Origin of the sequence: Parasphingorhabdus sp. (assembly GCF_048267785.1) — a bacterium.
Lineage (GTDB): Bacteria > Pseudomonadota > Alphaproteobacteria > Sphingomonadales > Sphingomonadaceae > Parasphingorhabdus.
On record NZ_JBLWWU010000001.1, the window covers coordinates 238,841 to 261,788 of the forward strand.

22 protein-coding genes are annotated in these 22,948 nt (G+C 55.9%); 15 read left to right on the forward strand and 7 right to left on the reverse strand.

Annotation, left to right across the window (positions count from 1 at the left end; all coding sequences use genetic code 11):
- From ACN0VD_RS01120 to ACN0VD_RS01130, 3 genes are read left to right on the forward strand one after another with little or no spacing between them, the layout of a single operon-like run.
- Entirely contained in the window at window positions 1–1,635 is a 1,635-nt protein-coding gene (locus tag ACN0VD_RS01120; RefSeq protein ID WP_417590707.1) for a nitrite/sulfite reductase, read from the forward strand.
- Complete coding sequence (locus ACN0VD_RS01125) at window positions 1,628–2,053, forward strand: DUF934 domain-containing protein (RefSeq protein WP_417590709.1); 426 nt, start codon at window positions 1,628–1,630, stop codon at window positions 2,051–2,053. The genes ACN0VD_RS01120 and ACN0VD_RS01125 overlap by 8 nt, the downstream gene beginning before the upstream one ends.
- Window positions 2,046–2,828 carry a phosphoadenylyl-sulfate reductase gene (locus tag ACN0VD_RS01130; RefSeq protein WP_417590711.1) on the forward strand — a complete coding sequence of 261 codons (783 nt, stop codon included), beginning with the start codon at window positions 2,046–2,048 and terminating at the stop codon, window positions 2,826–2,828. The genes ACN0VD_RS01125 and ACN0VD_RS01130 overlap by 8 nt, the downstream gene beginning before the upstream one ends.
- Window positions 2,829–2,875: 47 nt before the next feature.
- On the opposite strand, the gene ACN0VD_RS01135 is transcribed toward ACN0VD_RS01130, so the two are convergent.
- Window positions 2,876–4,375 carry a replicative DNA helicase gene (locus ACN0VD_RS01135; protein WP_417590713.1) on the reverse strand — a complete coding sequence of 500 codons (1,500 nt, stop codon included), beginning with the start codon at window positions 4,373–4,375 and terminating at the stop codon, window positions 2,876–2,878.
- A 152-nt stretch (window positions 4,376–4,527) separates the two neighbouring features.
- Here ACN0VD_RS01135 and ACN0VD_RS01140 point away from each other — a divergent pair, with 152 nt between their 5' ends.
- The 5 genes from ACN0VD_RS01140 (at window position 4,528) to ACN0VD_RS01160 (ending at window position 8,420) form a co-directional block, all read left to right on the forward strand.
- On the forward strand, window positions 4,528–5,010 hold the full coding sequence (locus ACN0VD_RS01140; protein ID WP_417590715.1) for a UPF0262 family protein: 483 nt from the start codon (window positions 4,528–4,530) through the stop codon (window positions 5,008–5,010).
- 32 nt (window positions 5,011–5,042) lie between these two features.
- Window positions 5,043–5,735, forward strand: coding sequence for a glycoside hydrolase family 25 protein (locus tag ACN0VD_RS01145; protein WP_417590717.1), 693 nt, complete (start codon window positions 5,043–5,045; stop codon window positions 5,733–5,735).
- A 19-nt stretch (window positions 5,736–5,754) separates the two neighbouring features.
- Complete coding sequence (dcd, locus tag ACN0VD_RS01150) at window positions 5,755–6,309, forward strand: dCTP deaminase (RefSeq protein ID WP_417590719.1); 555 nt, start codon at window positions 5,755–5,757, stop codon at window positions 6,307–6,309.
- A 54-nt stretch (window positions 6,310–6,363) separates the two neighbouring features.
- On the forward strand, window positions 6,364–7,545 hold the full coding sequence (locus ACN0VD_RS01155; protein ID WP_417590721.1) for a saccharopine dehydrogenase family protein: 1,182 nt from the start codon (window positions 6,364–6,366) through the stop codon (window positions 7,543–7,545).
- 107 nt (window positions 7,546–7,652) lie between these two features.
- Window positions 7,653–8,420, forward strand: coding sequence for a metallophosphoesterase family protein (locus ACN0VD_RS01160; RefSeq protein WP_417590723.1), 768 nt, complete (start codon window positions 7,653–7,655; stop codon window positions 8,418–8,420).
- A gap of 81 nt (window positions 8,421–8,501) precedes the next feature.
- Here ACN0VD_RS01160 and ctrA read toward each other — a convergent pair whose 3' ends face one another.
- The gene (ctrA, locus tag ACN0VD_RS01165) at window positions 8,502–9,209 is read right to left on the reverse strand and encodes a response regulator transcription factor CtrA (protein ID WP_417590725.1); all 708 of its coding nucleotides are present in this window, start codon (window positions 9,207–9,209) and stop codon (window positions 8,502–8,504) included.
- A gap of 362 nt (window positions 9,210–9,571) precedes the next feature.
- Here ctrA and arfB point away from each other — a divergent pair, with 362 nt between their 5' ends.
- The 4 genes from arfB to ACN0VD_RS01185 all read left to right on the forward strand — a co-directional run bounded on the left by arfB (window position 9,572) and on the right by ACN0VD_RS01185 (window position 14,170).
- Entirely contained in the window at window positions 9,572–9,970 is a 399-nt protein-coding gene (gene arfB / locus ACN0VD_RS01170) for an alternative ribosome rescue aminoacyl-tRNA hydrolase ArfB (RefSeq protein WP_417590727.1), read from the forward strand.
- A gap of 107 nt (window positions 9,971–10,077) precedes the next feature.
- Window positions 10,078–12,150: a S9 family peptidase gene (locus tag ACN0VD_RS01175; RefSeq protein WP_417590729.1), complete on the forward strand. Its 2,073-nt coding sequence runs from the start codon at window positions 10,078–10,080 to the stop codon at window positions 12,148–12,150.
- Window positions 12,151–12,173: 23 nt separating this feature from the next.
- The gene (locus tag ACN0VD_RS01180; RefSeq protein ID WP_417590731.1) at window positions 12,174–12,659 is read left to right on the forward strand and encodes a GAF domain-containing protein; all 486 of its coding nucleotides are present in this window, start codon (window positions 12,174–12,176) and stop codon (window positions 12,657–12,659) included.
- 161 nt (window positions 12,660–12,820) lie between these two features.
- Window positions 12,821–14,170, forward strand: coding sequence for an RcnB family protein (locus ACN0VD_RS01185; RefSeq protein WP_417590733.1), 1,350 nt, complete (start codon window positions 12,821–12,823; stop codon window positions 14,168–14,170).
- A gap of 77 nt (window positions 14,171–14,247) precedes the next feature.
- Here ACN0VD_RS01185 and ACN0VD_RS01190 read toward each other — a convergent pair whose 3' ends face one another.
- The 4 genes from ACN0VD_RS01190 to ACN0VD_RS01205 form a co-directional block, all read right to left on the reverse strand.
- The gene (locus tag ACN0VD_RS01190; RefSeq protein ID WP_417590735.1) at window positions 14,248–15,012 is read right to left on the reverse strand and encodes an arginyltransferase; all 765 of its coding nucleotides are present in this window, start codon (window positions 15,010–15,012) and stop codon (window positions 14,248–14,250) included.
- Window positions 15,013–15,180: 168 nt separating this feature from the next.
- Window positions 15,181–15,417 carry a hypothetical protein gene (locus tag ACN0VD_RS01195; RefSeq protein ID WP_417590737.1) on the reverse strand — a complete coding sequence of 79 codons (237 nt, stop codon included), beginning with the start codon at window positions 15,415–15,417 and terminating at the stop codon, window positions 15,181–15,183.
- 198 nt (window positions 15,418–15,615) lie between these two features.
- A complete protein-coding gene (locus ACN0VD_RS01200) occupies window positions 15,616–17,289 on the reverse strand; it encodes an amidohydrolase (protein ID WP_417590739.1) in 1,674 nt (557 codons plus the stop codon).
- A 15-nt stretch (window positions 17,290–17,304) separates the two neighbouring features.
- Window positions 17,305–18,177 carry an NAD(P)-dependent oxidoreductase gene (locus ACN0VD_RS01205; protein ID WP_417590741.1) on the reverse strand — a complete coding sequence of 291 codons (873 nt, stop codon included), beginning with the start codon at window positions 18,175–18,177 and terminating at the stop codon, window positions 17,305–17,307.
- A gap of 75 nt (window positions 18,178–18,252) precedes the next feature.
- Between ACN0VD_RS01205 and ACN0VD_RS01210 the strand changes: the two genes are divergently transcribed.
- The 3 genes from ACN0VD_RS01210 (at window position 18,253) to ACN0VD_RS01220 (ending at window position 21,717) form a co-directional block, all read left to right on the forward strand.
- Window positions 18,253–19,494: a threonine ammonia-lyase gene (locus ACN0VD_RS01210; protein WP_417590743.1), complete on the forward strand. Its 1,242-nt coding sequence runs from the start codon at window positions 18,253–18,255 to the stop codon at window positions 19,492–19,494.
- A 21-nt stretch (window positions 19,495–19,515) separates the two neighbouring features.
- On the forward strand, window positions 19,516–20,370 hold the full coding sequence (gene asd, locus ACN0VD_RS01215; RefSeq protein WP_417590745.1) for an archaetidylserine decarboxylase: 855 nt from the start codon (window positions 19,516–19,518) through the stop codon (window positions 20,368–20,370).
- 75 nt (window positions 20,371–20,445) lie between these two features.
- Window positions 20,446–21,717: a hypothetical protein gene (locus ACN0VD_RS01220; protein ID WP_417590747.1), complete on the forward strand. Its 1,272-nt coding sequence runs from the start codon at window positions 20,446–20,448 to the stop codon at window positions 21,715–21,717.
- A 97-nt stretch (window positions 21,718–21,814) separates the two neighbouring features.
- Here the strand turns inward: ACN0VD_RS01220 and folP are convergent, their stop codons facing one another.
- A complete protein-coding gene (folP, locus tag ACN0VD_RS01225) occupies window positions 21,815–22,948 on the reverse strand; it encodes a dihydropteroate synthase (protein ID WP_417590749.1) in 1,134 nt (377 codons plus the stop codon).

Genomic DNA, 22,948 nt, shown 5'->3' on the forward strand with positions numbered 1-22,948 from the left:
ATGTATCAATATGATAAATATGACCAGAAAATGGTCGATGCCCGGGTTGAAGAGTTTCGCGACCAGGCGAACCGCCGGATCGCCGGCGAAATGACCGAAGACCAGTTCAAGCCACTGCGGCTGAAAAACGGTCTCTATCTGCAACTGCACGCCTATATGCTGCGCGTCGCCATTCCTTATGGCACGCTCAATTCACGCCAGATGCGGATGCTCGCAACCATCGCCCGGAAATATGACCGCGGCTATGCCCATTTCACCACCCGGCAGAATATCCAGTATAACTGGATCAAGCTGGAACAGGCCGCTGATATTCTCGCGGATCTTTCAACCGTCGAGATGCATGCGATCCAAACCAGCGGCGAAAGCATCCGCAACGTGTCCTCGGATCAATATGCCGGTGCGACCGCCGACGAGATCGTCGACCCGCGCCCCTATGCAGAACTGATTCGTCAGGCAACCAGCTTCCATCCCGAATTCAGCTATATGCCCCGCAAATTCAAGATTGCGGTCATCGCCAGCGACGAAGACCGCGCGGCGATGCGGCTGCACGATCTCGGCTTCAAGCTGGTCCGCAATGACAAAGGGGAACTGGGCTTCGAAGTCTTTGTCGGCGGCGGCATGGGCCGGACCCCCTTTGTCTCGCCGCTGATCCGCGACTTTCTGCCGGTCGACCATATGTTCAGTTATACCGAGGCCGTACTGCGGGTCTGGAACCGCTGGGCGCGGCGCGACAATATCCACAAGCAACGCATCAAAATTCTCGTCCACCAATGGGGCGCTGAAAAAATGAAGGAAAAGATCGAAGCAGAATGGCAGGAAATTCTGCCCAACGCTTCGGATATTCCGCACAAGGAACTGGAGCGGATCGCCGCCTATTTCGAGGGCCCCGCGTTTGACGACAATGCAGCGGAAGACATTGATCTCAGCGATCCGGATTTCAAAATCTGGGTTGACCAGAATGTCAAACCGCACAAGCATCCAGGCTATGCTATTGCGAATATCAGTCTGAAGCCTGCGAAAGGCATTCCCGGCGACGCTTCGGCCGATCAGATTGATCTGATGGCCGATCTGGCGGAGCAATATAGTTTTGATGAACTGCGCGTCACCCATGCCCAGAATATCGTGTTCGCCCATGTCAAAAAGTCGGACCTTTACGCGCTTTGGCAAAAGCTTGACGCAGCAGGACTTGCTCCGGCCAATCTTGATCTGATCAGCGATATCATCGCCTGCCCCGGACTGGACTATTGCAGTCTCGCCAATGCGCGCTCGATTCCCGTGGCCCAGAAAATAGCCGAGCGCTTTTCCGATGCCGAAGGGCAGCGTGATCTGGGCGAGTTGAAGCTGAAAATTTCCGGCTGCATCAACGCCTGCGGTCATCACCATTCCGGCCATATCGGTATTTTGGGCGTCGACCGTAAAGGCACCGAGAACTATCAGCTGTTGCTTGGCGGTTCGGGGGCCGAAGATGCCAGCCTGGGCAAAATAACCGGCCCCGGCTTCGATGAGGACGGCATTGTTGATGCCGTGGAAACAACGGTTTCGAAATATAAGGAATTACGGGAAGACGGGGAGCGTTTTCTCGACACCTATCGCCGTGTCGGGATGGCCCCGTTCAAGGAGGCGCTTTATGACTGATATTTTGCGATACCGGGATGACGACGCGCCGATGGAACCGGTCGTCACGATCTCTTCCTTTGCGGATCAGAGCAATTCGAGCGCGGTTCTTATCGAAGCGGGCGACGATGTCCGCGAACTGCTGCCTCATCTCGACCGCTTGAAGCTGGCGGTCATCGATTTTCCCCGTTTCCGCGACGGTCGTGGATATAGTTCAGCACGCATTTTGCGCGAAGCCGGCTATAAAGGCGAGATTCGTGCGATTGGAGACGTTCTCGTCGACCAGATCTGGCACATGCGGCGCTGCGGTTTCGACAGTTTTGCGCCGAACAGCCCTCTCGACCAAAAGGTCGTGGAAGAATCTTTGAATCGCTACGAGCATGTCTATCAGCCAGCTGCTGATGATGCCGTTCCGATCTGGAAATTGCGTCATGGCTGAACCAGCTCGCAAAATCGACACGATCGACGTTCGCCCGGATTTCATCCAGGCCGACGCCGATGCGCTGAACCAGCGTTTCGCAGGCGTTGGCACGTCTGAAATGCTCAAGACATTATTCGATGAAGGGCAGTTGGGCGAAGTCGCCGTGGTATCGTCCTTCGGTACCGAGAGCGCGGTCCTGCTCCATCTGGTTGCGACCGTTGATCCGACCGTTCCGGTAACCTTCGTCGATACGCTGAAGATGTTCCCGGAAACACTGGAATATCGTGACATGCTGGTCCGGACACTGGGTATCAAGAATAGCCATGTTGTCGAACCCGATGTCGCAGTCCTGGCAGAGAAAGACGAAAATGGCCTCCGCTGGTCTTATGACCCTGATGGCTGCTGCGAAATTCGCAAGGTCGAACCGCTGGCGCGTGCCAAAGCCTCCCTCAACAGCTGGATTTCCGGACGCAAGGCGTTCCAGTCGGTAACCCGCAACAATATCCCGCGGTTCGAAATTGACGATGGTCGGCTGAAAATCAATCCGCTCGGCGACTGGATCAAGGACGATCTGGAAGCCTATTTCGAAGAGCATGATCTGCCGCGCCATCCGTTGGAGGCCGAAGGCTATCTCTCGGTCGGCTGCGCGCCCTGCACCTCGAAGGTGAAGCCCGGCGAAGACCCGCGCGCCGGACGCTGGAGAGGCTGGGACAAGTCCGAATGTGGTATTCATGAAGATGTGACGTCTGCACCCAAAACCGATGACAGTGGCGCGAACGACCCGATTTTCTGATCAAGCTTTCTGCAAAGGTCGGTTGCGGTCAGACAATCACTCTGTGCCTAATATTCCTCGGGCCCTTCTTCATAAGCCAGATCCCCGAATTTGGTAAACTCGCTGATGAAACTGAGATTGATGTTGCCGGTCGAGCCCTGACGGTTTTTGGCGACGATCACGGTCGCCTTGTTGACCTTGCTCTGATGATCGGCTTCCCAGGCGGAATATTTGGCAATCTGTTCCGGCGTTGAATTGCCGTCGGGCTGGTCCGGCCTGATCGCAAGATGATAATATTCGTCGCGGAAAATGAACATCACGATATCCGCGTCCTGCTCGATCGAACCGGATTCACGCAAGTCGGAAAGCTGCGGCCGCTTGTCCTCGCGACTTTCCACCTGCCGGCTCAATTGCGACAGCGCGATCACCGGAACCTGCAATTCCTTCGCCAGCGTCTTCAGGCCACGGCTGATTTCCGAAATTTCATTGACCCGGTTATCATTGGCTCGGCCCGAACCCTGCAGCAGCTGCAGATAATCGACCACGATCAGTCCGATGCCCTGACGCCGCTGCAACCGCCGCGCGCGCGTTCGAAGCGCAGCGATGGTCAGCCCCGGCGTATCGTCGATGAACAACGGCAAATCCTGCAATTCTCGCGAAGCCAGTGCGAGCCGGTGCATATCGTCACGGCTGATCGCCCCCATACGCAGCTTTTCCGAGCTGATCTCGGCCTGCTCAGAAAGAATTCTGGTGGCGAGCTGATCGGCCGACATTTCCAGGCTGAAAAATGCGGTCTTTGCACCAAGCGAATCTTCCGGTGCGATCCCGTCTTCCATATCGCGGAGAAAGCGGTGGGCCGCATTGAAAGCAATATTGGTGGCAAGCGACGTCTTACCCATGCCGGGGCGCCCTGCCAATATGAGCAAATCGCTGCGGTGCAGGCCGCCCATTTTTGCGTTCATATCGGTCAGGCCAGTGGTAATACCGGAGACTTTGCCCCCGCTGTTAAAGGCCCGTTCAACATTGGTCAGCGCCTCGGTCGACGCCTGCAGGAACGACCGGACGCCCCCTTCCTGTGCCTCGCCTTCGGAAACGCGATAAAGGGCGGTTTCCGCTTCCTCGATCTGTTCTTTCGGGTCGACGGTCTCGCTGGTATCGAGCGCACTTTCGACCAGGGTCCGTCCGACACTGACCAATTCACGCAGCAATGCCAGATCATAAATCTGGTTCGCAAAATCGCGGGCACCGATCAGGCCGGCACCATCGCCGGTCAGTTTCGCAAGATAGGACGGTCCGCCCAGCGCCTTCATCGCTTCGTCCGACTCGAAATAAGGTTTCAACGTCACCGGAGTGACCACCATATTCTTGTCGAGCAATTTTAAAGCCTGTTCATATATCCGGCCATGCAATGGTTCGTAAAAATGTTCCGGCCGCAAGCGGATCTGGACATCTTCCGCCACCCGGTTGTCGATCAGCAGCGCGCCAAGAAACGTTGCCTCTGCCTCGACGTTGCGCGGCAGACGCTGTTCTTCATGTTCATCATTCTCGAAACGCATCAATTCGGCCATGGCTCTTCATCGACCCGGAATCGATTCAGGGCAAGAGGCCGCGCGAAAAATCTCGTAAAGTTCGGGGGACAGTCCTGTGGAAAAAAATGTGCCGGCCATGCTGCAGGGCAAAAACCCTTGTCCTGAGACCGGCGCTGCGGCAACAGGGCCCTATGTCCGATCCACGCATCATATCCGTCGCACTCGACGAAGCCACAATCCTGTGGCGCAATGCCGATATCGAGCAGGAACGGCGGATCGCGATTTTCGATCTGATCGAAGACAATTATTTCAAACCGCTCAAACAGCATGAAGACGGTTATGCGGGTCCCTATCAACTCCACCTCAGCGTTCAGGAAGGCCGGCTGGTCATTTCCATCGGCCGCGAAAACGGTGTTCCGCTGGAAACGCTCATCCTCGCGCTTGGCCGGTTCCGGCGACCGATCCGCGATTATTTTGCGATTTGCGACAGCTATTATCAGGCGATCCGCAAAGCGAGCGCTGCTGAAATCGAAACCATCGATATGGCGCGGCGCGGGGTACACGACCAGGGTGCGGAACTTCTGATCGAACGACTGGATGGGAAGATTGAGGTGGACTTCAAAACCGCGCGGCGGCTTTTCACATTGATCTGCGTCTTGCATATCAAGAATTAAGTGATACTTCCGCTGCGTATCAGGGAACCAGAGTGGCCAATCGAAACACTAGGAAAACATTGATCAGCCTGGCCACCATTGCCGTGGTCTTGCTGGTCATCGCCTTCATTATCCGGAATATTGCGATAGGCTGGGCACCTTCGCGCGACCAATATCCGGTACAGGGTATCTCCGTGGATGCCAGCAATGGCGATATCATATGGCATGTCGCGGGAGCGACAGGCGTCGACTTCGCCTATATTCAGGCCACCGATGGCTCGACAAAACGCGACCCGAAATTTGCCGCGAACATCAAGGGAGCGCGAGAGGCCGGAATCCGCTATGGCGCGCTCCACAATTACTCGCTCTGTCGTCTGGCGACGGACCAGGCGACGATGTTCGTCACCACCGTCCCGCGCGGCGACAATATGCTGCCACCTGCTGTTCGGCTGGCCTTTGACAATGGCTGCGGCGACCGTCCGGGTCGGGCGCTGGTGCTCAGCGAGCTGAATATGTTTCTCAACCAGATCGAGGCCCATAGCGAGAAACCCGCGATCCTTGCGGTATCGCGCGAGTTCGAGGAAATGTATAATATCAGCAGTGGTATCGACCGCACTTTCTGGCTCGAGGCCAATTTTTTCCCGCCGGATTATGCCACCAAACCATGGGTGATGTGGCGGGCTTCTGATATGCGCCGGATCAGCGGGGTTGACGGCCCGATAAACTGGAACGTAGTGCGACCATGACCATCAACAGGAATTTGAAATGAGCATATTATCCGACCGCTGGATTCGCAATGAAGCGAAACATTCCGGTATGATCGAGCCTTTTGTTGAAGGCCAGAAACGGGAGGGTTGCATCAGCTATGGCCTGTCCTCTTATGGCTATGATGCGCGGGTGTCGGATGAATTCAAGATTTTTACCAACGTCGACAACGCGGTAGTCGATCCGAAAAACTTTTCCGAGGAAAGCTTCGTTGATCGCAAAACCGATTGCTGCATCATTCCCCCGAACAGTTTCGCACTCGCCCGGACGGTCGAATATTTCCGTATACCGCGCGACGTCCTGGTTATCTGTCTCGGCAAATCGACCTATGCCCGCTGCGGAATCATCGTCAATGTCACGCCTCTGGAACCCGAATGGGAAGGACATGTGACGCTGGAATTCTCCAACACCAGTCCCCTGCCCGCCAAAGTTTATGCGAATGAGGGCGCTTGCCAGTTTTTGTTCCTTAAGGGCAATGAACCCTGCGAGACAAGCTACGCTGATCGTTCGGGCAAATATATGCGGCAAAAAGGTGTGACTCTCGCCAAGCTCTAGCCCATAGAAAGAAAAATTAACCCACCGATTAATTGATCTGCAGGAGCGCTCGCCATGTCCGATACACGCGAATTTGATGTCATCATCTATGGTGCAACCGGCTATACCGGTCGCCTGGTCGCCGAATATATGGCGCAACAATATGGTGTCGGCAAAGACGCTCCGAAATGGGCGATGGCCGGTCGCAGCCTCGAAAAACTCGAAGAAGTTCGCGATCTCGTCAGCGCGCCCAAGGACACGCCGCTGGTCGTCGCCGATTCCGATGACGCCGCGTCAATCGACATGATGGCGAGCCGCACCAAGGTCGTGCTGACCACGGTCGGCCCCTATCAGTTGTATGGCGACGAACTGGTTGCCGCCTGCGTCAGGAATGGCACCCATTATGTCGACCTGTGCGGCGAGCCCGGATGGATGCGCGAAATGATCGACAAACATCAGGAAGCGGCCGAGAAATCGGGCGCACAGATTTGTTTTTCCTGCGGTTTCGATTCCATCCCGTTCGATCTCGGGGTGCTGATGCTGCAACAGGAAATGAACAAGCGCTACGGCAAGCCCGCCAGCCGGATCAAAGGCCGCGTTCGCGCCATGGAAGGCACGTTTTCCGGCGGAACCGCTGCCAGCCTGAAAGAAACGATGAAGGCGATTGCCAAAAATCCGGGCCTCGTCAAAATTCTGGCGAGCAGTTTTGGCCTGACGCCCGGTTTTGAAGGGCCGGACCAGCCCAATATGCTGATCCCCAAATATGACAAGACGATCGACAGCTGGGTCGCTCCTTTCGTCATGGCACCGATCAACACGAAAAATGTCCACCGGACCAATTTCCTGCTCGACTTCCCCTTTGGCGAAGATTTCATATATGACGAGATGGTGGTCACCAGCCCGGGCGATCTTGGCAAGCAGGCCGCCGAAATGATGGCAAAAGCCAATCCCTTTGGCGGTGATGATGCGCCCAAGCCGGGCGAAGGCCCGACCAGGGAACAGCGCGAAAACGGCTATTATGACATCTTGTTTCTCGCCGAAACCGCAGATAGCGAAACCGCCACGCTCTGTGTCAAGGGCGACAAGGATCCCGGCTATGGCTCGACCTCGAAGATGATCGCCGAATCCGCGCTCTGTCTGGCTCAGGACAATATCAAAAAGAGCGGCGGCGTCTGGACACCCGGTGCCCTGATGGGCAAGAAGCTGGTGCAACGTCTGGAAGACAAGGCCGGCCTCAGCTTTGTCGTCGAAAGCTGAAAATTCTCAGCAACCATTCAGGTCGCCTTGCGCTATAATGTCATGCGAACAAAATTATGATTCTCCACCCTTGAAACCGGGGTTTTCAGGACAGATTTATTAGCATCATGTTGAAACGTCTTTTACGCAAGAAAAAGTCTATTCGGCCGATCGATAGTGCGACCGTCCCGGAGGGACGTCGAATCTATGCAATCGGTGATGTACATGGCCGCAACGACCTTTTGCAGCGGCTGCTCGACAAGATTATCAAGGACGATGGCGAGCGGGACAGTGCCGAGAGCGAGATCATCTTCCTCGGTGACCTGATTGACCGGGGGCCCGATAGTGCTGGTGTCATTGATACGGCAATGCAGGCCAAAGAAATATTCGGCAATGTCCGTTTCCTCATGGGCAATCACGAAGAAGTCTATCTGGCGGCCGCGACCGGTGATGAGAAATCCGTGCGATTCTTCAACCGCATCGGCGGCCGCGAGACGATCTTGAGCTACGACATCACCATGAAGGAATATATGGAGCTGGATATGACGCAATTGGCACAGCGCATTCCCGAACTATTCCCGCAGGAACATATCGATTTCATTGCCGGCTTTGAGGATCAGATCACCATCGGTGACTATGCCTTTGTCCATGCCGGAATCCGTCCCGGCGTGCCGCTATCGGAACAGCGCGCGAAAGACCTCCGCTGGATCCGCGAAGATTTTCTCTCCGCTGAGGAAGCCTACGAAAAAGTCATCGTATATGGTCATACGATCAACGATGATATTGTCGAGACCGGAACCCGCATTGGCATCGACACTGGGGCTTATTATTCCGACAAGCTGACCGCGCTGGCATTGCAGGGACCGGAACGCTGGTATCTCGACACGGCCTCATAAAAAAATCGGCGGAACCTTTTGGGATCCACCGATTTTGGGTCCGTCAATCAGACCAGTTTTGGGTAGTGAAGGCTTCGTCGTTTAGGCCACCTGAGCGGTTGGAGCGACTTCCTCTTCCATATCGCGAAGAACATAGCCACGGCCCCAGACCGTTTCGATATAATTTTCGCCGCCACAGGCCAACGACAGTTTCTTGCGCAGCTTGCAGATAAACACGTCGATAATTTTGAGTTCCGGCTCGTCCATCCCGCCATAGAGATGGTTGAGGAACATTTCCTTGGTAAGCGTGGTTCCCTTTCGGAGCGATAGCAGCTCAAGCATCGCATATTCCTTGCCGGTCAGGTGAACACGATTGCCATCAACTTCGACCGTCTTGGCGTCGAGATTGACCGCCAGCTTGCCGGTCCGGATAACGCTCTGCGAATGGCCCTTGGACCGACGCACAACCGCATGGATACGTGCTACCAGTTCGTCCCGGTGGAACGGCTTGGTGACATAATCATCGGCACCGAAACCAAAGCTGCGGACCTTGCTGTCCATTTCGCTGATACCGGAAAGAATGAGAACGGGTGTTTGCACTTTCGCAACGCGCAGCTTCTTGAGCACATCATAACCATGCATGTCCGGCAGGTTAAGGTCGAGCAATATGATATCATAATCATAAAGTTTGCCGAGATCGAGGCCCTCTTCGCCGAGATCTGTTGTATAAACGTTGAAACCTTCGGTCGTCAGCATCAGCTCAATCGCTTTTGCAGTCGTTGGTTCGTCTTCAATCAGCAGCACGCGCATCAGGCAGCCCCTTTTTCAATTTACTCGCTCCAGATCGACCAGTGTGCCGACCCGATGGATCATTTATTAACCATAAGATCAATGAACGTAAAAGGTTAATTTTTCCCTAAGGCAGGATTCAACAGGAGTCGCGGGGAGTCATATGACTCTGAAACCCGCAGAAACGAGTCGTTTCAGGACTCCTGACTCCACCCAAAAAAAATTAACTTTTTGCTGATTTCGATCCGAAACAATGTGATTTTGTCCCAAATGGACCCGATTTTACCCGGAAATGCCGACAATGGATCCGATTTTACCCGACAAAAACCAATCTTTCTTAACAAGCTCTGTTGTGCGGACACGCATGCCGCTAGACATCATGAATGGTTGATATTCCCGAAAGCGCGATCACCGAGACATTCCTGGCTGCCAGCGGACCCGGGGGACAAAATGTTAACAAGGTGGCCACTGCGGTACAAATTCGCGTTAACATCTATGCGCTCAGGCTCGAGCCTTATGCTTTCCGGAAATTGAAAAATCTGGCGGGCCGAAAAATGACGACCGGCGGGGAACTGGTATTTACCGTTCGCGAATATCGGACCCGTGAGGCCAACCGGGCCGAAGCACGGCGGCGCGTGGCGGAGATGATCAAAGAGGCCTATCAGCGCGACGCCCGCAGGATCAAGACCCGACCGAGCAGGGCCGCCAAAGCCCGTCGGGTTGAATCCAAAAAGAAGAAATCCTCGATCAAGAAGACACGAGGAAAGCCGGGGCTGGACTAGATGACCGCGACCACGGGCCTGTTTGCCAGCCCGACCGACTGCCTGATTTACTGTTGGCAAAGCCCCGCATTTCCGCATAAGAAATCATGCCAAAAAAGGGAATATCGATGAAAACGCGCTATTTACTCGCATTCTGTTGCCTGCCGTCCCTTGCGACCGCGGCCTTCGCCAGCGAAAGCAATGACGTGCGCCGGTTTACGGCTGAACGCGTGTTCGATCTGGAATATGCCGATGATCCGCGCATTTCGCCGGACGGTTCCACTATCATCTATGCCCGAAAATCGATGGACAAATTCGCCGATCAGGTGGTGAGTGACCTGTGGATGATCGACACCCGCAGCGGCAGCCAACGTCCACTGGTCAGCGGGCAAGGTTCCAGTTCGTCGGTCCGCTGGTCCCCCAGCGGCGACCGGGTGATTTACCTGACCACGACCAAAGGCAAACCGGATCTGCGTCTGCGCTATCAGGACAGCGGCGACAGCTTTTCGCTGGCACAGCTCGAACATGGTCCCGGCGCGCCGGTCTGGTCACCCGACGGAAAGACAATCGCCTTTTCCATGCTTGTTCCCGACGAACCCGCGAATTTTGCAAAGCCTCCCAAGAGCCCCGAGGGGGCCGAATGGGCCAAACCGGTTAGAATTGTTGATGATCTGGTTTTCCGGTTCGATGGCGCAGGCTATTTGCCGAAAGGAAAGACCCAGATTTTCACCCTGAGCACCGAGGGCGGAACACCGCAGCAGGTCACCCAGGGCAGTAATGGTTTTGATTCCCCGCAATGGATCGGCAATGGCGCGCTCCTCGTGACCGGCAACGAAAGCGAGGATGCGGATCTTGATCCGATAGAAAGTGAAATCTATCGCGTCGATCTCTCCAGCCAGGCAATAACTCCCCTGACCCAGCGGGACGGTCCGGACTTCGCACCGAAAGTCGCCCCCAATGGCTCTCGTATCGCTTATCTTGGTTTTGACGACAAACAGAAATCCTACCAGCAGACTGACGTCTATCTGATGGCGGCCGATGGCAGCGGCGTGAAGAACCTTACCATCAATTTTGACCGGTCGATAGATAACATCGCATGGCGACCCGATAGCAAGGCGCTGATCGGCCAGGCCGAAGTTGATGGCATATTGACGCTGGTATCCATCGATCTGGCGGGTAATGTCCGCAATCTGGTTCAAGACATCGGCGGCACATCGCTCGGTCGCCCTTATGCGGACGGCAGTTTTTCGGTCGCCAGCAAAGCGGGCGGGAGTTCACCGATAATCGCCTATACCAAGGGCAGCACCAACCGGCCTGCCGAAGTTGCTTTGACCCGCGGTAGCGGCAATGGCCGTCAGCTAACCCGGCTGAACGAAGACGCGCTGGGTCATCTGGATCTCGCCAGAATTGAAGAGATAAAGGTTTCATCCTCCCATGACGGCAGGGAAATTGAAGCCTGGGTCGCCCTGCCCCCGGGTTTTCGGCCCGATGGATCCTTTCCCATGATATTGGAGATTCACGGTGGCCCCAACACGATGTACGGCCCCTATTTTGGTGCGGAAATACAACGCTATGCGGCGGAAGGCTATGTTACGGTCTACGCCAATCCAAGAGGCTCGACCGGCTATGGAGAGGCCTTTGCACAGCTGATTGACCTAGATTACCCGGGGCATGATCATGACGATCTGATGAGCGTGGTCGATGCTCTTCTGGCCAAAAATTATGTCAACAAGGACCGGTTGTTCATTACCGGCGGATCGGGCGGAGGGGTTCTGACCGCCTGGGCGGTCGGCAAGACCGACCGCTTTGCCGCAGCCGCATCCGTCAAACCGGTGATCAACTGGACCAGCATGGCGCTTGCCGGGGATATCGCCCGCTTCGTCAGTCGGCACTGGTTCCGCGCCCAGCCATGGGAACAACCGGAGGAATATTGGCGTCGTTCGCCTCTCTCTATCGTCAACAATGTCACCACCCCGACCATGGTGATGGTGGGAGAAGCCGACTGGCGCACCCCCGCTTGGGAAGCAGAACAATTCTATACCGCATTGAAACTGCAGAACATCGACACCGTACTGGTAAGGGTGCCCGAAGCATCCCATCTGATTGCCCGCAGGCCCAGCCAGCTGATCGCCAAGGTCGACAATATCATGGGCTGGTTTGCAAAATATGATCCGGTAAAAAAAGCGGAAACAGAAGACTAGCCGGAAAGGCAGGAAGCACAGCCATGTTCGACATCGCCATCGACAAGGACCAACCGCCAGCAGAATTTTATGCCGATCTGACGTCATCTGCTGCCGCCGTGGTGAACGGGGAACCGGATGCGATTGCCAATATGGCCAATGTCGCGGCATTGATCTGGCAATATATGCCGAACCTCAACTGGGCCGGCTTTTATCGGGTGGTGGATGGAGAGCTGGTACTTGGTCCGTTTCAGGGCAAGGTCGCCTGCATCAGGATCGCGATCGGATCTGGCGTATGCGGCACCGCCGCCGCGTCCGGCCTTGCGCAACGGGTGGCGGATGTCGACGCCTTTCCCGGCCATATCGCCTGCGATGCCGACAGCCGCAGCGAGCTCGTCGTACCGATATGGAACAACGGTTCGGTGATTGCTGTGCTCGACCTCGACAGCCCACTGCCCGACCGTTTTGATGCGGATGATGAGGCCGGAATGGTCAAACTGATCGGGGCAATTGCCAACAGTCTTGGTTAAGCGCACGCTAACCAATATGCCCCATTTCGATACAACGCCGGAAATCTACTCTATTTTACAAGCCCCTAATGGCCAAAGCCCACGAAAAATGGTAAATGATCGTTAACCAGAATTCGATCGGCCGTGCTTGGCGCATGACCGAAACTAGGGAGTTGTTAACCATGAAGACCCTTTTATTTGCAGGCGTTGCGGGTGTTTTGGCAATCGCATCGGGATCGGCCAATGCCGCTATCGACTCGCCCTCCGATGCTGTTGCGCAACCATTGATCGATCTTTCCTTCGCTTCCTCAACGGCGCTGGCAAGCCCGGCCGAAGGAACCCGATCCATGCCTCGCACGAGACATACGGGCCAGATGAAAACCCGTCACAATGTCGGCAGCTTTGTTCGCCAGGGCCGAGTCGGTTATGGCAACGGCTATCGCAGGCCACATCGCGGTTTCCGTCTGCCCCGGACCTATATCCAACCCAGCTATTTCATCGGCAACTTCGGCTATTACGGATTGAGCCAGCCGAGCTTCGGCTACGGCTGGTCACGCTATTATGACGATGCCGTTCTGACCGACCGCTATGGTGTTGTTCAGGATGCCCGCTACAATGTCGATTGGGATCGCTATAATCAGGGCTATCATGACGGCTATCGCGATGGTCAGGCGACCTATGATCCCGGCGTCTTCACCGGCGATGATCGCGTCCTGTCCACTCCTTCCGCCTACAATAGCAACCCTTCGACCTATCAGGGTGAATGGGAAGGTGCCTATCGCGAAGATGGCAGTTATCAGGGCGACTGGCAAGGCACCTACCGTGATGCCGAGGGCCGGGTCTATCAGGGCGAATATTCCGGCACATTTATCGGCGATGCGAATATGGCTCCCCATTGGGGCGCACGCGCGGATCAGGATTCCCGTCCCGAACATTATGCTCCCTATCCGAATGATCGCAGAGTTGAGCAGGAACGCTCCGAAGAACTGGCCTATCTCGAGCAGTGCAAGAAAAGCAGCGGCATTGGCGGCGCCATTGTCGGCGGTGCGATTGGCGCCTTTGCCGGCAACCGTATTGCGGGCAGCGGAAACCGTTTGGGTGGATCATTAATTGGCGGCAGCCTTGGCGCGGTTGCCGGAGCGGCAATCGATCAGGGAAGCGATCGTTGCCGCAAATTGCTCAAGCAACACGGTTATGACCAGCGGGATATGGCGCGATATCCTGCGCACCCGCCGGTCCACCATCATCGACCACAACCGCCGCAGACCTATCCGGCCTATCCCAGCGGCTGGAACGGTCAATATGCTCCGACTTATTATTATCCGCAGGCACAACCCGTGGTGACCACGATTGTCATCCAATCCGCCCCGGTTACGACCACCACGACAACGACCTATATCGAAGAGGAAGTCGTCTATTCCAAGCCGACCTACAAGAAGCAGTGGAAACCGGCCGCGAAAAAAGTCTGGAAACCGGCACCGAAAGCTGCGCCGTTAAAGGGCTGCCAGCAATCACGCTGCATGTACGACTGACAATATCACAGATGAGAAAAGCCTGCTGACCCCATTTGGTCAGCAGGCTTTTTTCGTTTGGTTTATGGAAAATTCTGTCAGACTGGAGATTTAGTCTTGAGCTGCCCGGTTGGTTCATATCTTTGCCAACCGTCCGGACCAAGCTGTTCTATCGGCCTATATCTGACTTTATATTCCATCTGCGGCGATCCATCGACCCAGTAGCCCAGATAGACATAGGGCAGTCCGGCGGCCTTTGAGCGCATAATATGATCCATGATGATATAATTGCCCAGACCGGTCCGTTCGCCATGCTCGGCATCGAAAAAGCTGTAGATCATCGACAGACCATCGCCTTGCTGATCGGTCAGACAGGCGCCGACCAGACGCCCCTTGCTACCGTCCTGCGTCGGCTCCCGATATTCAATCACAAAGCTTTTGACCGGCGATTGCTCGACCATGTCGGAATAGTCCATCTCGTCCATTTCAGCCATGCCGCCGCCGGGATGGCGTTTGGCGAGATAATCGCGAAGCAGTTGATATTGTTCTTCTGTCGCCCATGGCTCGCAGGCTTCGACAACCAGATCCTGATTGCGCCGAATGAGCTTTCTCTGCGTTCCGTTGGGGCGAAATTCGTCAGCGAGAACGCGAACCGAGACGCAGGCCTTGCAATCCAGACAGCTGGGGCGATAGGCTACATTCTGGCTCCGCCGGAAACCGATCCGGCCGAGCGCATCATTTAATTCTTCGGTATGCGGGCCGTTGAGTTCGGTAAAGACCTTGCGTTCGCTTTTGCCCGGCAAATAAGGGCACGGGCTGGGATTGGTTACAAAAAATCGCGGGAAGCGAACGGGTGCAGTCACAAGGCCAGCCTTTTGTTACATTTTCAAGAATCAACAGAGGCAATATGCAATGCAGGGAACTAAATGAAAAGGTGATTTACCACGTATTTCCATATTGGCACGGCCAGGCCATATTTATAAAAAAACGGGGCGAAAATCGCCCCGTTTTCAAATTAGTTTCGTCAAAGCTCAGGGGCTTGTTGGATCGTCATCATCGTCAGCGATGATGATGATGCCAGCGATAACCGCTGCTGCTGCCAGAACAGCAATCAGAATGCCATTGCTACCTTCAAGCTTTTCTTCCGAAGAAGAAACGCCACCGATACGCTCAACAGCAGGTGCTACGCTATTTGCAGCTTGAGCCGCGACAGGAGCCGCGATCAAAGACACTGCGGCAACGCCAGCAGCCAGTTTACCAAAATTCATAATTACACTCCAATTATTCAATTTACAAAGGCTGAAAGCTCGACGACCAATCTTTCATATACCCTTGCGTCTTGCGGAAAATCTTCATTACATCCGTCTTTTCTGCTGGATAAGCTTAACCCAAATCATCTTAGTTTACAACTGCCAAGCCAATTTAAATTCTCATCTTGCCTTATTTTCGAGCCATTTAACCGAGTTTTATGGCTGTTGAACAAACACCGGGCGGCCCGCGAGCCAGGTCTGGAGAACTTGCACATTCCGGATTTGCGAGGGTGTAGCGAGAAGGATATCCCCGTCAATAATCAGGAAATCCGCTCTTTTTCCGGGCTCGAGACTACCGAGACGATCTTCGGCAAAAGCAGCGTAAGCTGCTCCATTGGTATAAGCCTGCCAGGCTTGCTCGCGGTTGAGCCGTTCCTCTGGCATCCATCCGCCAAATGGCTGCCCGTCAGCATCTTCACGGGTAACGGCAGTGCTAAGCCCGGCAAAGGGATTGGACGATTCGACCGGAACATCGGTGCCGAACGCAACTTTTGCACCCGAATCCAGCATGGATTTCCAAGCATAGGCCCCTCGCAAACGGTCCGGACCAAGGCGAGCCTCTGCCATTAGCCGGTCGGACGTCTGGTGCACCGGTTGCATTGACGCAATGATTCCGGATGCCGCAAAGCGGTTGAGGTCGGCAGGATCGATAATCTGGGCATGCTCCACCCGCCATCGACGATCCCCTTTATAGGTCTCCCGCAATTCCTCGACCGCAGAAAGGGCTTCATCATTCGCCTTGTCTCCAATCGCATGCACCGCAATCTGAAATCCGTCCATGGCCGCCCGGCTCATCTTGTTCTTGAGCTGCGCCGGAGACAACATGGCCAGTCCGCTTTCACCAGATTTGTCGGCATAGGGCCGCTTCAGCAGCGCCCCGCGCGATCCCAACGCACCGTCGATATAAAGCTTCACGCCGGCCAGCTTGAGACGATCATCATACAGCCATGGTGATGGACCAGGGCCGCCGATGGCGATCATTTCGTCAATCCCCGAGGCATAGGAAACAATCCGGATTTTCAACTGCCCCTTGTCTCCCGCCCTGCGAAAGCTTTGCCAATCGTCCATCGAAGTGCCCATATCGGCAATAGACGTGACCCCGTTAGCTAACAATATTTCCTGCGCCTTGCTCAGCGCGATATCTCTTTCCACCGGTCTCGGCACCGGAATTGCCTGCTCGAACAGACCGATAGCAGCATCGACAAAAATACCGGTCGGCTTGCCACCAACTTTCTCGATGGTTCCACCGCTCGGTGACTTGGTCGCTGCCGAAATTCCAGCCGCGGTCATCGCCGCGCCATTGACCCAGACCGCATGACCGTCCACCCGCGCAAGATATACCGGACGATCCGGAACCACGGCATCAATTTCCGCAGCGGTTGGGAAACGGCCCAGCCCCCATGTTTCCTGATTCCAGCCGTTGCCGAGTATCCATGGCCGGTTCGGATTATCCGCAGCATATTGTGCGATTTTTGCGAGCGCCTCGGCCAGCGTTCGGGTGTCGGACAGGTCCAGCGTCAGCGCTGCAAAGCCCATTTCCATGACGTGCCCATGGGCGTCAAAAAATCCCGGAATGAGCGTCTTGCCCTTGCCGTCAAACTGGAAATCGACATCCTTCGGTCGTTTGTCCCGCCGGTCCAGCAATTTTTTAACCCTGCCGTCATCATCAACCACCATCGCGGCAAAGCGGATGACCTTGCCTTCGCTGTCCAGCGTCATCCCGTTGACATTCTCGATGAGACTATCGGCACGCGCCGCAAAAGACGTGGACAACAAGGCCATGGTGATGGCGGTCAGAGCAACGCTACGATTTTTCGTCCAACAAACCATATAGCCCACCTTTGATTATTTTCTTTTCGGAAGACGCGAGACCAATGAACTCGTGTCATTGCGTCCGCCACCTGCAGCTTGCACTTCTGCATAAAACTGGTCGACCAGCGCAGCCACCGGAAGGGTTGCACCATTGGTCCGGGCCTCTTCAATAGCCAGCCCCAAATCCTTGCGCATCCAGTCGACGGCAAAGCCGAAATCAAATTTATCCTGCGCCATCGTCGCCCAGCGGTTGTCCATCTGCCAGCTTTGCGCCGCACCGCCCGAGATCGCCTCGTGGACTTTGTCCAGATCCAGCTGGCTGGCCTGGGCAAAGCGCAGCGCTTCCGACAGACCTTCCAATACTCCGGCAATCGCAATTTGATTGCACATCTTGGTGGTCTGCCCGGCACCGCATTGCCCAACATGGACGATGCGCCCGGCATAAGCGGACATGATCTGTTCGGCCGCGGCAAAGGCCTTTTCGCTGCCGCCGCACATGATCGACAATGTACCGTTTTCCGCCCCGGCCTGACCACCGGAGACCGGAGCATCGACAACGTCGATGTCGCGGCCTTCCGCCTCGACCGACAATTGTCGCGCAATCCGCGCGGATACAGTGGTGTGATCGATGAATAATGCTCCCGGCGCCATCGTAGAAAAAGCGCCGTCTCGCCCCATCGTGACAGAGGCCAGATCGTCATCATTGCCGACGCAGGTGATTACGATCGTCTTGTCTTTTGCCGCCTTGGCGGGATTTTCGGCAACAAACCCGCCATGTTCCGTCACCCAGTCTTCGGCCTTCGATCGTGTCCGGTTATATACGGTAAGTTCGTGCCCCGCCTTCGCCAGATGTCCTGCAATGGGCCCACCCATCACGCCAATCCCGATAAATGCTATATTCGCCATAGATTTCCCTAACCAGTTGAACGGCCATAATCATTGTTTCCCTTGATGACCAGATGCGTTAGGGGCACAAACGATATGAACGATAACCAGACATCCACCCTTCCCTCCTTCGACTATGATGACGTGAAGGCCGCACACGACCGGATCACCGGCCGGATCGTCCACACCCCGACGCTGAAAAGCATCACCCTGTCAGAACTCAGCGGAGCGGAAGTTTTTCTCAAATTCGAGAATTTGCAATTTACCGCAGCCTATAAGGAACGCGGCGCGCTCAATGCTCTGCTGCTGATGGACGAGAGCAAACGCAAGGCCGGCGTTATTGCCGCTTCCGCCGGCAATCATGCGCAGGGCCTCGCCTATAACGCCAAAAATCTTGATATTCCGGCCACAATCGTCATGCCCGGCACCACCCCTATGGTGAAGGTCGAGCAGACCCGCGGCCATGGCGCTGAAATCGTCATCTTCGGTGGCAATTATGATGAAGCTTATGCGCATGCGCTGCTCCTCGCCGAACAGCGCGGTCTTACCTATATCCACGCCTTTGATGATCCGCATGTTGCGGCCGGTCAGGGTACGGTGGCTATCGAGATGCTCGCAGCCGTGCCCGATCTCGACCGGCTGATCATACCGATCGGTGGCGGTGGATTATTTTCCGGCATGGCAACCGCAGCGGCTGCGATCAAACCGGGGATCAAGATGACCGGCGTGCAGGCCGCGCTCTATCCCAGCATGTATGGCAAGCTGACCGGCAAGACTGTCTCCGCCGGCGGCGACACGCTGGCCGAGGGCATCGCCGTACGCAATCCGTCCGAATTCACCGCCGGGATCATCCGCAAATATGTCGACGAGATTCTGCTGGTCAGCGAAGCGCAGCTCGAAGGCGCGGTCAGCCTGCTGCTGCAGATCGAAAAGACAGTCGTCGAGGGCGCCGGCGCTGCCGGTCTTGCCGCGTTGCTGAGCAACAAGGATAAATTCAGGGGCGAGAAAGTCGGCCTGGTCCTGTGCGGTGGCAATATCGACACCCGCCTGCTGGCCAACGTCCTGCTGCGCGATCTCGCCCGCTCGGGCCGTCTCGCGCGCCTCCGCCTGCATCTGCGCGACCAGCCCGGCGCGCTCTACAATGTCGTGAAGCAATTTGCCGAGCATGAAGTCAATATCATCGAAGTCTATCACCAGCGGGTGTTCACCAACCTGCCGGCCAAGGGACTGATCACCGATATCGAATGCGAAGCCAAGGACCGCGAACAGCTGGAAGGCCTGATCGCCGAGCTCAACAAGTCCGGCTACGATGTCCGGCAGGTCGAACTGGCCGATTGAGCGATTGATGCGGGTGAAAAATTGTTCGAACGTTTGAAAGTCGCGTCCCAGTACATCCTGCCGAAGCGGGGCCTTACCAGCTTTGCAGGCCGCATTGCCGAGGCGGAACGAGGCGCGCGGACGACCCGGCTGATACGCTGGTTTGTTGGAAAATATGTGGTCGATATGAGCGAGGCCGGAAATCCGGACATCGCCAGCTATAACAGCTTCAACGCCTTCTTCACCCGCCCGCTTAAAGCTGGCGCGCGACCGATAACAAAAGCGGATTTCGCCTGCCCGGTGGATGGCGCGATCAGTCAGCTTGGGGCGATCGATGACCACCATATCGTGCAGGCAAAGGGCCATCTGTTTACGACAACCGCGTTGCTGGGCGGCGATACAGCGCTGGCAGCAGAATTTCGGAACGGCAGCTTTGCCAATGTCTATCTGTCGCCCAGGGATTATCATCGCATCCATATGCCTTGTGACGGCAGGCTTAAGAGCATGAGCTACGTGCCGGGCGCGCTTTTTTCCGTTAACCCCGCCACGGCGCGCGGCGTGCCCAATCTTTTCGCCCGCAACGAGCGGGTAATATGCGTGTTTGAATCACCGGAGCATGGCCCATTCGCGATGGTCCTGGTCGGCGCGACCATCGTCGGCAGCATGGCAACCGTCTGGCACGGCCTCGTCAAGCCAAAGCCCGCGAACAAGATTAGGCAGTGGACCTATGCCGACCAGAATATCGCGCTCGAAAAGGGCGAGGAGATGGGACGTTTCCTGCTCGGTTCTACGGTAGTCATGCTGTTCCGCCCGAACAGCATCGCATTTTCAGCCGACTGGGCACCGGAGAGATCGGTGCGTCTCGGCGAAACAATGGGGCAGCGGCCCGGTATTTGATTCTAAGCGGTGCAATGAATTGGCGCACTGTCACGGTAAGGCCGGTCACCCGCCAATGCGGCGTCGAGATAAGTAATGCGGGTCAGGAAAAACCTTGCCCGTGGCGATACTTTCGCTCACATTGAGACCATGCAGCCCTTTTCCGACGCCGAGATCGAACTTTTCATTGAGACAAACGGTCGGCTCAGCGCAGAGCGGGCGCTTGCGCTGGGCACCGAGTTCGTCCGCTTTATTGAAGCGCAATTTGCGGAGGGAGAGCTCGAAGCTATTGAAATCGTCCATCTCGGACGCGGTAGTTTCAGCACCCGCCTTATGGTCATTCTGCGCGACCAGGCCACGAGTTCAACGATCGCGCTTGCAGCGCTAGCGCTCAGCGCGGCCAATATCCTCAAGGAAGACAGTGACGGCTTCTTCGCCACAGAGACTGCGAAGGCCTGCATCGAAAGCGGCGCCGCCCGCTGCGGCTTCCGCACTTCGCAAGAAGAATTTTTCGTCGAACGCAGCGCTATGCCTGCGGCAGCAAAGTTGCAATCGCTCGCAATGGAAAGTGCTGGTCCGTTTTCTAAAGAATTCTCGTCGGCCTTTGCGGGAGGTCGGCCTCAGGCCAGTACAGCGCCTCGGTTTGTGGGAAGCGAACCTTCCCTTTCTGCAGAATACGAACCTCCTCAGTTCGACGTCGTCGGTGTGTTGGATCGCAACGATGGCGTCCCCAGAGTTTACACGGTTGATGGCAGTTACGATATCGAGCTTGGTGAAGGAAGCGATGCACCGGCCGAAAACCGCCTCGCCGATTTCAATCTGCGCGGCCCGCTCAAAAAATACGGCCGGACTTATGCTGTCGAAGGCTGGGTTCTGCGCAACGTCAGTCCTCTCGCGACCTTTGTCGGACGGATGATTGAAATTCATGACGGACGCGCTGTCACCTTCGAAACCACCGAAGGCGCGCGCTACGCCCCGGTTGTACCGGATGACACGATCGGATGGGTGCCGATGGGCCAGCTCGTGGAGGTCAAGGCTGTGTTCAACGACGACGAACTGCTCGAGATATACGATTGGCGCGAACTTGATCGCGAGGAAGCGGCCAGCATCTCGCCGCCCGCTACCCGTCCCGAACTATCCACTTATTCAGGCGTGCTGTCTGAAGGTGTTGACGGACTGCACTTCAAACTCGATTGGGGTGGAACCGCGTTAGTCAACGGTTTTGCCGATGGTCTCAATCTCCCGCGCGATCGCCCGATAGAAATTAGAGCAGAGCTCAGCCGGGGTTCGCGAGGCGGTATGGCCGATCCCCGATTGTTTATACACAGCTGGCGCCCATTCGATAATAATACGGTAGCAGAGGAATAAAGCAAAATTCCTCTTTGAATGACCGTTGCCCACCCAATTGCAGGCATCCAACAAAATCAAAGCCGCTGCCCGATTGCCGGATATTGCGCGGTCTAGTCTAAACGGTTGCGGTAACCCCAGCATCGCGCATACCGCGCCAGATTTGCAGCGCCTGCACCGTTTCCGGTACATCGTGCACCCGGACGATCTGCGCGCCCTGCTGGACAGCGTGATGGGCGAATGCGATCGAACCACCCAGGCGCTTGTCGACCGGCGCTTCCTTTGACAACGCCCCGATCATCCGCTTGCGACTGGCACCGATCAGCAGCGGCTGCCCCAATGCATGGAACATCGCGATATTGTTCATCAGGGCGAGATTGTCGGCCAGCGACTTGCCGAAGCCGAGACCGGGATCGATGATGATCTTCTCCCGCTCGAAACCCGCAGCGACGACGTCGGCGATCCTTTTTTCGAGCCAATTGAGCGTATCGGTGACGATATTGCCGTATCCGTCACTTTTATGCGGGTTTTTGCCACTTGATGGCGCGTGCATGAGCACAACCGGACGGCCGGAAACACCGGCCACTTCGAGCGACCGTTTGTCGTGCAACAGGGCCGAAACATCGTTGATCAAATGCGCGCCGGCGGCAATCGCCGCTTCCATCACCGCCGCCTTGCGCGTGTCGATCGATAGTACGGCGCCGCAATGGGCCAGTCTTTCGATCACCGGCACCACGCGCTTGATCTCGTCGCCTTCCCATACCGGGTTCGCGCCGGGCCGGGTGCTTTCCCCGCCGATATCGAGGATAGACGCACCGGCGACCGCCATCGAGAGGCCCGCTTCGGCCGCCTTCTCCGGATCATCCTGAAGCTTGCCACCGTCGGAAAAACTATCCGGCGTGATATTCAATATGCCCATGACATGCGGCTGGTCGAACCGGATGATACGCTCTCCGCATTGCAGCGGTTCGTGATGGCGGACCAGATTGGCAAATTGCTCCTCCGCCCGCTGCGCCAATGGCCCCGAAAGGGATTTTGACCATTCCGGCCACTGGGTGACGTTTACCAAGCCCCTGAGGTTCGGCCTTCCCGTTTCTACAATCAGATATTCAACCTGGGAAAACCAAGTTAAGCTATTGTTTAAACGTTGATTTTTTCCATCGTGCCATTGCGGAGAGTCAACCAGTCCAACAGGCTTCAGATAAAGCCTGGCATCCGCCCCACATGCTTCCAATTCTTCCAATTGTCCCAT